This is a genomic window from Phenylobacterium sp. (assembly GCF_044372605.1).
Classification (GTDB): Bacteria; Pseudomonadota; Alphaproteobacteria; order Caulobacterales; family Caulobacteraceae; genus Phenylobacterium.
On the sequence record NZ_JBILRO010000100.1, the window covers coordinates 1 to 10,937 of the forward strand.

The window sequence follows — 10,937 nt, forward strand, 5'->3', positions numbered from 1 at the left end:
GTGACTTCACGCCGCCCAACCGACCCCTCCTCGCCCTAAACGCCATGGCGGCCAGTTTGCCTGCCGGTCCAGGCGTCTCCGCCGACACGAGGGCGCAGCCCTCGCCGCGGCGCGGCGCGTCCGCAGGACGCGTCCTTGACACGCCTGGACCGGAAGGCTCGAAATCTACCATGGGGTTTAAGGGGCGGTCTGCGTCCCGGGGGGGATGCGGGGCTGGTCACAGACCGGGGCCTGCCATATCTCTCCGGCAGGCCTCGATACTGGTCCGGGCGCGAGCGATCAGGCGCAGGTCAGCTGCGCAGCCCGACGTCGACGCATAGTCGCGCCCACGACGCCGAAACCGCCGATCATCAGCGCCCAGCTGGTCGGTTCCGGGATGGGCGCAGTGGGTGTGGTGAGGATCACATTGTCGAGTCCGGGGCCGGCGCCTGACGAGAAGAGCGCCTGAACACGAACGCCGATGGAGGATGATGTCGCCGCAGCACTCAAGGTCCGCGTGATCCAGGCTCCACCGACGGAGTCCGTGTAAGAGCCGCTCGCCAGCACCGTGTTGCTGAACGGGTCGTAGAGTTCATAGCCCAGCGTTCCGCCCAGAGAATTCGTTGCCCATGCGGTGGTGTCGAGGCTGAGGTTGAAAACCTGGCCCGACGTTGCGGCTACGGTTTGATAGAGGCCTCCCAACAACCCGACCTGGTTCATGTCCAGGAAGTTGACACCGTCAGATGCATCTACCAGCACCGGAATGATGGGGAGCTGCACATAGTTGTTGTGGATGAGATCGACGCCGTCGGCGAACTGGGTCCAGCCGGGAGTGCTTCCAAAATCCCGCACACTCCAGGGTCCGCCGGGATTGGTTATGTCGCTGGCTGTCACGACCCTGTCCTCAAAGCTGCCGTTGACCAGCAGATTGGACGCCTGCGCCTGGCTGGCAAACGCCAGCGCAGAGATCAAGGAAGCCGTCTTTACCCAGATGTTCACGTTGCAATCTCCCTGGGTGCCCGCCACCCGAAACAACTTAGAGACATTGGTGGCATCGATTGCAATTCGGTTTTGTGACGGTTGGCGATTACTTCTTTGAAGGCTCGAAAATGGGGCATTGCGTGGTGGAAGCAGGCCCATCGCTCCGCTTCACGTAGCGCGTGCACCCCGCTCTTCACTCATGATCCGTATCGCCAAGGGCGACCCGGCGGTGTACGCCCGGCGGCGACAGTTCAGGAGAACTCTATGAAACCTGTGATGATCGCCCTTGTTGCGTCGCTGACGGTCGCCGCGCCGGGCGCCGCCCTGGCGCAAGCGCCCGCCAAGACCGTCGTGCTGGCCAGTGACATTCCGGTCGCCCGCACGCCGCCGGGTTTCTGGAAGACCTTTCCGGCGCCGGTTCTGGCGCGGTGCACCGAGCCCCTGGCGCCGGGGGCGCCGGATCTGCGGGGTGTGTGGACGGGCGACAACGAGGGCAAGACCCATGTCGAGCGTATCCAGCAGTGCGGCGACCGGGTGGTGATCGAAGGTGGCGGCGTTACCCACGATATGCGGGCTGACGGGATCCTCGCCAATGGCGTCGACGATATCGCGGCCGGCTCGGGCCGGCCGATCAAGGTGGCGGCGGTGTTCGAGAACAACGGACTGTCGCTCAAGCCCTTCGGCGGGCCGACCCGGGTCACGCGGGTGCTGCAGGGTGATGTTCTGGTGTTCAACTACAACGGCAAGGTGATCCAGCTGCGCCGGATCGCCGCCCTGCCGGCGGGACTTTAGGCGCCGTCGGCGGGCGCCAGCGCCCCTTCCGGCCCTTCGGGCCACCTCCCCCATCGGGACCGTTGCATAATTCCAGATAGCGAGAGAGCTCGACGCCACGCCCCTTCGCCCCTTGTGGGAGAAGGTGGCCTCGCGAAGCGAGGTCGGATGAGGGGTCGATAATCCTCTCCGATAAGGCATTGAAATCATTTCGATAGGGCGGCGCGACCCCTCATCCGTCAGGCTTCGCCTGCCACCTTCTCCCACAAGGGGCGAAGGGGCGCGTAGGCCAATTCTGGCGCCAGCCTGAATTACGCAATGGTCCCCCCGTGGGTGAACCCCAGGGGCCCTTCTGCGTTCTCAGCGTCTTTCTGCGGTTGAACCTTTCTGCGCACCGCCAGGTCAGGCCCGGCCACTCCGGCCGGCGGTAGCCCACCTTCGTCGTCATGGCGCGGTCCACCGTCGCACCGGTCTTGCATCCAGCCCACTTCTGCGCCCTACATTCCAGGCGGGCCGGAGTCGTGGCGGCCAATCGGGGGATGAATGTTCGGTCTGGAGAATGCGCAGAGCCTGGTGGGCGTCGGGTCAGTGTTGCTGATCTGCTGGGCGGTGTCGGAAAACCGGGGCCAGTTCCCCTGGAAGCTGGCGATCGGCGCGATCCTGACCCAGGCGATCCTGGTGATGGCGCTGTTCGGCCTGCCGCCGCTGCGTGAGGCGCTGCAGGGCGTGGGTGTCGTGGTCGACGGTCTGGCCTCATCCACCCAGGCGGGCGTCAGCTTCGTGTTCGGCTTCCTGGCGGGTACGCCGAACCAGCCCTATCCGCTCACCGACGGCGGGGCGCTGTTTGTCTTCGCCTTCCGGGTGCTGCCGGTGATCCTCGTGGTCTGCGCGCTGGCGGCCCTGCTGTGGCACTGGAAGATCCTGGTCTGGATCACCCAGCTGTTCGGCGTGGTGTTCGAGCGCACCATGGGCCTGCGCGGCCCGCCCGCGCTGGCCACTGCCGCCACCGTGTTCATGGGCCAGGTCGAGGGGCCGATCTTCATCCGCAGCTACCTGCCGGGCCTCTCGCGTTCCGAGCTTTTCATGTTGATCGCCGTCGGCATGGCCTGTGTCTCGGGATCGACCATGGTCGCCTACGCCACCATCCTGAAGGATGTGCTGCCGGGGGCCGCCGCCCACGTGCTGACCGCCTCCATCGTCTCCGCACCCGCGGGCATCCTGCTGGCGCGGATCATCATCCCCCGCGACGCGGTGATCGAGCAGACCCAGGCCTACGATCCGGCCGCCGCCAAGCGCTATGCCAGCTCCATCGACGCCCTGATCAAGGGCACCAACGACGGCCTGCAGATCGTCATGAACGTGGCCGCCACCCTGATCGTCTTCGTGGCGCTGGTGGCCATGCTGAACGGCATGCTGGGCCTCTTTGGCGAGGTGGCGGGCGCGCCGCTTTCCGTGGAGCGCGGCCTTGGATTGATCTTCGCCCCGCTGGCCTGGGCCATCGGCGTGCCCTGGAGGGACGCCCCGGCCGCCGGCTCACTGCTGGGGGTGAAGCTGGTGCTGACCGAGTTCACCGCCTTCATCCGGATGGGGGAAATCCCGCTGGACGCCATGGACCCCCGCACCCGCATCCTGATGACCTACGCCCTGTGCGGCTTCGCCAACATCGCCTCGGTCGGCATCAACCTGGCCGGATTCTCGGTGCTGGTGCCGGAGCGACGCGACGAAGTGGTGGGCATGGTATGGAAGGCGATGATGGCCGGGTTCCTGGCCACCTGCCTCACCGCCTCGATCGTCGGCCTGCTGCCGGCGGCGCTGTTCGGGTAGTTCAGCCTGCTTTGCGCAGGACGCAGAGGGACTGACCAAGCGCACCCTCGGCGACGACCGCGTCGCTTCCGTCGCGGATATCGACGATGTCCATCCCCAGTTCGCGGGCCCAAACCTCAAGGGCCCCGCGGTCGATGAACGTATTCAGCGGCTGCATATGCTTGAGTTTGTGGTTGGTCACCGTGTCCCGGAAGATCTGCAGGTGGACCGGATCGCGGAACTCCAGGAACGAAAACACCACAGCCCCGCCGGGCTTCAGCACGCGATGGGCTTCCTCGAGATACCAGTAGCTCTGCTCGTGCAGCAGGTGGGTCAGGACGGAAAAGAAGCAGACCATGTCGGCGGCGCCGTCCGCCTCTGGAATGCCGATGTGATCGATCACCTCGAAGCGCCAGTCAGGCCGCGCGCTGATCTTGCGGGCGTGCTCGATCAGGTCGGGCACCAGATCAACGCCGAGGTAGGTCCCGCTCAGCCACGCCGAGAGGGGCCGGGCCAGACGTCCCGAGCCACAACCAACATCGACCAGGTGGCCGTCAATGGGGAGGCCGTAGTGGCGAAGCACCGACAGTTCGATTGCGCCGACCTGTTCGAAGCCACCGCCGATGGCGCTCTCCATAGCCTCGACGTGGGACATCTGGGCCTTGATAGCCGCGACGAAGGCGATGTTCACCGCCTTCAGGTCGGTGGAATCCGGCTGCCGGTTCAAGCGGGAGGGCTGGGCCAGCGCTTCCCGGACGAACCGCAGCGGATGAAACCCTGACATCGAAACTTCCCCCCAATTTTCGTCAAGGTAGCAATGACGCTCGCAGGGGTCGATTGTTATTGGGCCTTGATCCATGACAAGGCGCACGCGCTAGATTGGTTCCCGAAAAGGAACGCCGCTGATGAAGATCTACGACACGCCGCTCGCCCCCAATCCACGCCGGGTGCGTTGGTTCATGGCCGAGAAGGGCATCCAGGACATCGAGATCGTGACCCTCAGCCTGATGGATGGTCAGCAGCGCGACCCGGCCTATGTGGCCAGGGCGGGTCTTCCGCAGGTACCGATGCTGGAACTGGATGACGGGACCTGCATCACGGAATCGCTGGCCATCTGCCGCTACCTGGAAAGCGTCTATCCCGAGCCGAACCTGTTCGGTCGCAACCCGCAGGAAATGGCGGTGATCGAGATGTGGACTCGCCGCGCGGAGATGATGGTGGCCACGCCCCTGATGGTCGCGGTGCGCCACCTGAACCCGCGCATGGCGGCGCTGGAGGCGCAGGTTCCGGCGATCGGCGAGCACAGCCTGGCCGGCGCGCTCAACGCGTTGAAGGTCCTGGATCGACGGCTGGCGGACGGCGAGTGGCTGGCTGCAGGCCGCATAACCATCGCCGATATCGTCGCCTTCGCCGGCGTCGACTTTGGTCGGATGATCAAGCTCCAGGTGCCCGACGCGCTGGTCCATGTGCACCGTTGGGCCGAGGCTATGCGGGCGCGGCCTGCGGCAACGGCCGGGATGCCGCCGCGTCCTGCGGTCTGAGCAGTTCCAGAGACCGGATCCGGGCCTGCAGTGAAGGCCCGGTGGCCATGACGAAGACCTCGTCGGCTTCGGCGCGCGCGGCCTTGGCGGCCAGGGTTGCGCGAACCGACCCTGCGTCGCCGGCGATGGTGCGCCCCTCGACGTCGGCCAGCAGCGGTGTGCCGGCCCATTCGGCCAGGAAGGCCTCGGCGCTCTCGATGTCGGTGAAACGCCGGCGGCGCCCGGACAGCATCGCGACATTTCCGGCCCGGCGCATCGCGTCTCCGCGCCACCCGGCCTCCTCGGTTTCCGCCGCAAAGGCCACCATGGCGGTCCCGGCCCAGGGCTCGTTACGGAACGCCGAGGGCTCGAACGTCCGCCGATAGGCCGCGATCGCCGGCCCGGCCTCCGTCCGCGCGATGAACTCGGCAAACACCAGCCCCACGCCCATGTTCCCGGCGAACTGGGCGCTCTCTTCCGAGGTGCAAAGGACGAAGACGTCCGGATGGGAGGGTCCCGTCGGATTGGCCTTGATATCGTAGATCGGGTGACCCGGCGGGATCGGGACCTTGCCCGAGGAGTCTAGCAGCCAGGCCATCAGCAACTGGAAGTACTGTGGAAAGGCGTCCGAACCGACCGAGCGCAGCGCGCCGCCGGTGCGGCCATCGGCGCCCAGCGCCCGGCCCAGGCCCAGGTCGATCCGGCCCGGCGCCAGGGCCTCAAGCATCATGAAGTTCTCCGCGACCTTCAGCGGCGAATAGTTGACCAGCATCACGCCGCCGGAGCCCAGACGGATGGTCGAGGTCTGCTGGCTGATGGCGGCGATCAGAAGCTCCGGACTGGGCGACCCCAGCCCCGCGATGTTGTGGTGCTCGGCCATCCAGAACCGGTGATAGCCAAAGGCTTCAGCCGCCCTGGCTACCTCGATGGTCTCGCGTACGGCCTGGGCCTGCGTCGCTTCGCCCGTGACCGGCGACAGATCGAGAACCGAAAGCTTCATGGGTCAGTCTTCGTCCAGATAGCGCCAGGTGTCGGCCCCGTCGAACTGGCGGATGCGCACCGCGCCGAGGTCAAGGCCATCGATGAGCCGGGCGTTGACAGCCATCCGGTCGCGCGATCCGTCCAGGCTCTGCCAATGGGTGGTGATGCCGCATGACCGGCAGCGGTGGAAGGCCAGCATGCGATCGCCCCAGACATAGGGCTGTGTGCTTTGCGGGGCGGGCAGGGTGACCTCACTGGGTCTGTAATAGGCCCACCGCGCGCCCAACCGACGGCAAATCGAGCAGTTGCATTCGCTGACCTCGGTCGGCGCCTCGGGCGCCCCAAGCCGCGCGGCCCCGCAATGACAGGCAAATTCGATCATGCGTGTGCTCCTCCCCCGGCTATTGCTGAGGCTGAAGATCGCCGCTGTCCAGTCAAAGCGTCGGCGAGGTCGCGCGCCGAAGTCTTGGAAAACTCTGGAAAAGCCCGCGCGTCAGGGTTTGCGGGTCGCGTGCTGCGCCGTGTCCGTCACGCGGATCCACACCTGCGACCTGCAGATCAGCCCGCCGACAAGGCAACCCTTTACCTTGATGGCGTCGTCATTGACGTGCTGGGCGGACCCTTTGAACGTCACCCCAAGGTCAGGCACATAGACCTTGCCCCGGGCCAGGCCGTCATCGCCACGTACGAAGTCCCGCAGCAGCTGTTGACCTATCAGTTCAGCCTTGCCGCCCCGCGCTGCATCCGCTCTGGCCCCCTCTGTCGCCCAGACCACGTCGCCGCAGATCCTGGAGCCGCAGGGCCGCAACTTCAGGTGCACGGTGTTCTTCGGGTTTTGCCATACCCCGTTGAAATCATCGGCGGACCGGCTCCAGGCGGACCCTCCAGCCAATGAGAAAGCTGCTGCGACAGCCCCGATCACGAATCTTCGACCTTGGGTCATAGGGCCTGATAGTGGGGGCATGTGACGATCTCTTTACGTCTGGCGCTTTCGCTTCTTCAGCACCGCCGAGAAACTCATGACGGGCTCGTCCTTCGAGGTGATCAGGCCGCGTACGAAAACCATGCTGCGGCCGGCTTTCACGACCTCGCCCCGACACTCCACCAGATCGCCGATATGGGCGGTGCCCACGAACTCGCCGTTGAAGGTGGCCGTGACGCTGTGATCGTCATGCAGGACGTCGCGCGCGATCACGAAGAGGCAGAAATCGGCGAAAGTCATGACGCATCCGCCATGCAGGAACATGCCGCCGTTCATGTGCTTGTGTTCGGCGCGAAACGCGCATACCGGCCCCCGCTCGTCGATCCGGTAGTAGAAGGGGCCTGCCAGATCCTCGTAGGGATCAGCGCCCGGATAGTAGGACCAGCCCGCCCACTCACCCTCGGTGACCTGGATAAGCCTGGAGGTATAGCTGTTCTGGGTCTCGCCGCCGTCCATCAATCCTCCATGTCGCGCGCGAAGCGTTTGCTCCGCCTGCGTTCCGTCTCTAGTTTGGCCGCGTCGCTTAAGCCTTTCCAGGACCCAAGATGCAAGGCCGGACCGTGATTCTTCTGGCAAGCCTGATGCTGACGGCGTCCCCGGCTGTGGCTGAACCCCCCAAGCCGGAAGCGCCTGCGCCCACGTCCAAGCCTGTTGCGGCCGCTGAGAAACCGGTCGACGAGAACGGCGTGCCGGCCTGGGCCAAGCGAAAGCGAATGCAGCCGGTGCAGTCGTGCGAGACGAAGCCCAATATCGGGGTCGAGACCTGGCGGCAAAAACTGGATTCGTCCGCCCCCCAGCGCCTCAAGCCGCGCACCCCCACCTCAACCTGCCACTAAGGATATCGCCATGGCGCTGGACGCCGAGACCCGTGATCAGCTGATCGACACCGTGCGCCGCTTCGTCAGCGAGCGCCTGCGCCCTCTGGAGGCCAAGGTGGCCGAAGATGACGCCATGCCGCAGGACGTGGTGGATGAAATGAAGGCGCTGGGCCTGTTCGGTCTTTCGATCCCCGAGAGCTACGGCGGGCTGGATCTCACCATGGAGGAGGAGTGCCTTGTGGTGGTGGAGCTGGGGCGCACCAGCCCGGCGTTCCGCTCGACCTTCGGCACCAATGTCGGCATTGGCTCGCAGGCGCTGGTGATGTTCGGCACCGAGGCTCAGAAGCAGAAATACCTGCCGGGTATTGCATCTGGCGACATCATCACCTCGTTCGCGCTCACGGAACCGGAGGCGGGGTCCGACAGCGCCGCGGTACAGACCCGGGCCATACTTGACGGCGATCACTACGTTCTGAATGGCGCGAAACGCTACATCACCAACGCCAACAAGGCCGACCTGTTTACGGTGATGGCGCGCTCTGATCCTTCCAAACCCGGTGGTGGCGGGGTGTCCGCGTTTCTGGTGGAGCGCAATTTGCCGGGCCTCACCGTCGGCAAGCCCGAGAAGAAGATGGGCCAGCAGGGCGCCCATGTCTGCGATGTTGTCTTCGACAATGTCCGCGTACCCGTCGAAAACCGGATCGGTGCCGAGGGCGAGGGCTTCAAGGTCGCCATGCAGGTGCTGGACAAGGGGCGCCTGCACATCTCGGCATTGTGTGTCGGCGTGGCCGAGCGCCTGATCACCGACTGCGTGGCCTATGCCACCGAGCGCAAGCAATTCGGCCAGCCCTTGAGCGGGTTCCAGTTGGTCCAGGGGATGCTCGCGGATTGCAAGACCGAAGCGCTGGCCGCCAAGGCGCTCACCATGGAGACCGCCCGCAAACGCGACCTGGGCCAGAACGTCACCATGGAGGGCGCGGCGGCCAAGTACTTCGCCTCCGAGATGGTGGGGCGTGTCGCCGACAAGGCCGTGCAGATTTTCGGCGGCGCCGGCTACATCGCCGAGTACGGCATCGAGCGCTTCTACCGCGACGTCCGGATCTTCCGGATCTATGAAGGCACCAGCCAGATCCAGCAGGTGATCATCGCGCGCGAGACCATCAAGCGGGGCGGTTAGTGAGCGAAGTTCTGGAAGCGGCCATCTTCGACCTCCTGAGCAAGGTGCCGTCCGGCAAATCCGTGTCGCCCGAGGACGTTGCGCGATCCGTCGATCCGGAGAGCTGGCGTCGCACGCTGGGACATGTCCGCGCGGTGGCGCGGGGGCTGGCGCGGCAGGGCCGGCTGGTGATCCTGCGCCACAATAAACCGGCTGATCCCGATGATTTCAAAGGTGTTTACCGTCTCCGGCTGCCGCCGGCCTGACAGGGCGATGACACGTATCGCGCTGGTTATGTTGCTGCTGCTGACCTCGGCCTGCGCGCCGATGGCCATCCAGCGCGCCAACCAGCCGCCGGCCGGATTCCAGGGGCCGCGCCTTGAGGCCGATGCGGTGATCGCCGCTGACGGCGCGCGGCTGGGTCTCATCACCTGGGCCGCAGCGCAGGAGCCCTGGGCGGTGATCGTCGCCGCCCACGGCATGAACGACTACGCCAACGCCTTCCACATCGCCGGACGCCGGTGGGCCGAGGCCGGTGTGACCACCTATGCCTACGATCAGCGGGGTTTCGGGCGCTCGCCGGGCCGCGGCATCTGGGCGGGCGATGATCTGATGATCGAGGACCTGCGCACGGTCACGGCCCTGGCCCGGGCGCGACACCCAAACGCGATCATCGCGGTGGTGGGCGAGAGCATGGGCGGTTCGGTGGCGGCGGCGGCGTTCGCAACCGATCGCCCGCCTGCGGCTGACCGTCTGGTGTTGCTGGCACCGGGCGTCTGGGGCTTCAGGACCCAACCGCTGCCCTACAAGACCGCCCTGTGGTTCGCCGCCCACTTTACGGCCTCAAAGGTCTACACGCCGCCGAAGTTCGTGACGAACCGGGTCAGCCCGACCGACAATATCGAGGAGCTGCGCGCCATGGGGCGCGACCGGCTGATGATCTGGGGCGCGCGGTCCGACACCCTCTACGGGCTGGTCAAACTGATGAGCCGGGCCGCCCGGCAGGTGGGGGACGATGACCTGCCCACCTTCTATCTCTATGGCGCCAACGACCAGATCATCCCGAAGCGTGCGGCGTACAGGGCCGCGCAAAACCTCAAGACCTCGGACCGGACGGCCTACTATGCGGCTGGATACCACCTACTGACGCGGGACCGGCAGGGGGCGGTGGTGATCGCCGATGTGCTCGCCTTCCTGCGGGACCCGCTCGCGCCGCTGCCCTCGGGCGCGCCTTCGATCCCGACAGCGGCTTCAACGGCCGGTGATCCGAAGGAACCCTCATCCCGGCCCGGGTCGTCTTGACATTACAATGTAGTCGTTCTCTATTTGTTCCCGAATTGAAGTGAGGGCCAGGTCATGAGCATGAGCGGAGGATGCCACTGTGGCGCGGTGCGCTACGAAGTCGTAGGCGAGGCGATGACACATGCCCTTTGTCACTGCAGTGATTGCCGGCGGCACGCCGGGGCCCCGGTGGTGGGGTGGACTATGTACCCTGAAGAGGCGCTTCGGATCACAAAGGGCGCCGTAAAGGTCTATGTGTCGTCCGAACATGGCCGGCGGGAGTTCTGCGCGGATTGCGGGACCGGCCTGTTTTACCGCAATGACGAAAACTTGCCTGGGATCGTGGATATCCAGAGCGCCACCTATGACGATCCGGACGCGATTCCGGCCCAGGTTCACATACAGACCGCCGAGCGTATCGGCTGGATGGCCGACGCCCACTCGCTGCCCGCGTTTGAGCGCTTTCCGCCGATGGATGGGTAGGGGTTGAACCCGGCCGATCCTCGATTCGCCGCCCCGCCGTTCCTCCTCATGAACGGCGATCTTGAGGATGGCGGGGGCGCCAAGGTGCAGGGCGGCGAGCAGTTGGCTCCCGAACCGGGCGGTGAAGCCTGTGCCGTCGGCTGTCAGGTCCAAGCGCATGAGCCAGGGTTCGAACGACGCGG

Annotated in this window: 14 protein-coding genes; 8 read left to right on the forward strand and 6 right to left on the reverse strand. The window is 65.7% G+C overall.

Translation table 11 applies throughout. The features are described 5' to 3' along the window. Positions 1-279: 279 nt before the first annotated feature. A complete protein-coding gene (locus ACIQ42_RS09805) occupies positions 280-978 on the reverse strand; it encodes a PEPxxWA-CTERM sorting domain-containing protein (RefSeq protein WP_397422017.1) in 699 nt (232 codons plus the stop codon). 246 nt (positions 979-1,224) lie between these two features. Between ACIQ42_RS09805 and ACIQ42_RS09810 the strand changes: the two genes are divergently transcribed. Continuing rightward, entirely contained in the window at positions 1,225-1,752 is a 528-nt protein-coding gene (locus ACIQ42_RS09810; RefSeq protein WP_397422018.1) for a hypothetical protein, read from the forward strand. A 522-nt stretch (positions 1,753-2,274) separates the two neighbouring features. Further along, the gene (locus ACIQ42_RS09815) at positions 2,275-3,555 is read left to right on the forward strand and encodes a NupC/NupG family nucleoside CNT transporter (RefSeq protein WP_397405204.1); all 1,281 of its coding nucleotides are present in this window, start codon (positions 2,275-2,277) and stop codon (positions 3,553-3,555) included. Between the two features lies 1 nt (position 3,556). Here the strand turns inward: ACIQ42_RS09815 and ACIQ42_RS09820 are convergent, their stop codons facing one another. Then, positions 3,557-4,318 (reverse strand): class I SAM-dependent methyltransferase, encoded by a 762-nt coding sequence (locus ACIQ42_RS09820; protein ID WP_397422019.1) that lies wholly within the window; start codon positions 4,316-4,318, stop codon positions 3,557-3,559. Between the two features lie 121 nt (positions 4,319-4,439). Between ACIQ42_RS09820 and ACIQ42_RS09825 the strand changes: the two genes are divergently transcribed. Continuing rightward, positions 4,440-5,075 carry a glutathione S-transferase family protein gene (locus tag ACIQ42_RS09825; RefSeq protein ID WP_397422020.1) on the forward strand — a complete coding sequence of 212 codons (636 nt, stop codon included), beginning with the start codon at positions 4,440-4,442 and terminating at the stop codon, positions 5,073-5,075. On the opposite strand, the gene ACIQ42_RS09830 is transcribed toward ACIQ42_RS09825, so the two are convergent. The 4 genes from ACIQ42_RS09830 to ACIQ42_RS09845 form a co-directional block, all read right to left on the reverse strand. After that, positions 5,020-6,054 carry an MsnO8 family LLM class oxidoreductase gene (locus ACIQ42_RS09830; RefSeq protein WP_397422021.1) on the reverse strand — a complete coding sequence of 345 codons (1,035 nt, stop codon included), beginning with the start codon at positions 6,052-6,054 and terminating at the stop codon, positions 5,020-5,022. The two genes, ACIQ42_RS09825 and ACIQ42_RS09830, sit on opposite strands and share 56 nt — an antisense overlap. A 3-nt stretch (positions 6,055-6,057) precedes the next feature. Then, positions 6,058-6,417 carry a GFA family protein gene (locus tag ACIQ42_RS09835; RefSeq protein WP_397422022.1) on the reverse strand — a complete coding sequence of 120 codons (360 nt, stop codon included), beginning with the start codon at positions 6,415-6,417 and terminating at the stop codon, positions 6,058-6,060. 111 nt (positions 6,418-6,528) lie between these two features. Continuing rightward, on the reverse strand, positions 6,529-6,999 hold the full coding sequence (locus ACIQ42_RS09840; RefSeq protein WP_397422023.1) for a DUF2147 domain-containing protein: 471 nt from the start codon (positions 6,997-6,999) through the stop codon (positions 6,529-6,531). Between the two features lie 12 nt (positions 7,000-7,011). Further along, positions 7,012-7,473 (reverse strand): PaaI family thioesterase, encoded by a 462-nt coding sequence (locus ACIQ42_RS09845; protein WP_397422024.1) that lies wholly within the window; start codon positions 7,471-7,473, stop codon positions 7,012-7,014. Positions 7,474-7,562: 89 nt separating this feature from the next. Between ACIQ42_RS09845 and ACIQ42_RS09850 the strand changes: the two genes are divergently transcribed. The 5 genes from ACIQ42_RS09850 (at position 7,563) to ACIQ42_RS09870 (ending at position 10,755) form a co-directional block, all read left to right on the forward strand. Continuing rightward, a complete protein-coding gene (locus tag ACIQ42_RS09850; protein WP_397404201.1) occupies positions 7,563-7,853 on the forward strand; it encodes a hypothetical protein in 291 nt (96 codons plus the stop codon). Between the two features lie 10 nt (positions 7,854-7,863). After that, complete coding sequence (locus ACIQ42_RS09855; RefSeq protein WP_397422025.1) at positions 7,864-9,012, forward strand: acyl-CoA dehydrogenase family protein; 1,149 nt, start codon at positions 7,864-7,866, stop codon at positions 9,010-9,012. Next, entirely contained in the window at positions 9,012-9,257 is a 246-nt protein-coding gene (locus tag ACIQ42_RS09860) for a DUF3253 domain-containing protein (RefSeq protein WP_397422026.1), read from the forward strand. The genes ACIQ42_RS09855 and ACIQ42_RS09860 overlap by 1 nt, the downstream gene beginning before the upstream one ends. 7 nt (positions 9,258-9,264) lie before the next feature. Further along, on the forward strand, positions 9,265-10,293 hold the full coding sequence (locus ACIQ42_RS09865; RefSeq protein WP_397422027.1) for an alpha/beta fold hydrolase: 1,029 nt from the start codon (positions 9,265-9,267) through the stop codon (positions 10,291-10,293). Between the two features lie 114 nt (positions 10,294-10,407). Further along, entirely contained in the window at positions 10,408-10,755 is a 348-nt protein-coding gene (locus ACIQ42_RS09870) for a GFA family protein (protein ID WP_397404220.1), read from the forward strand. The last annotated feature ends 182 nt before the right edge of the window (positions 10,756-10,937 follow it).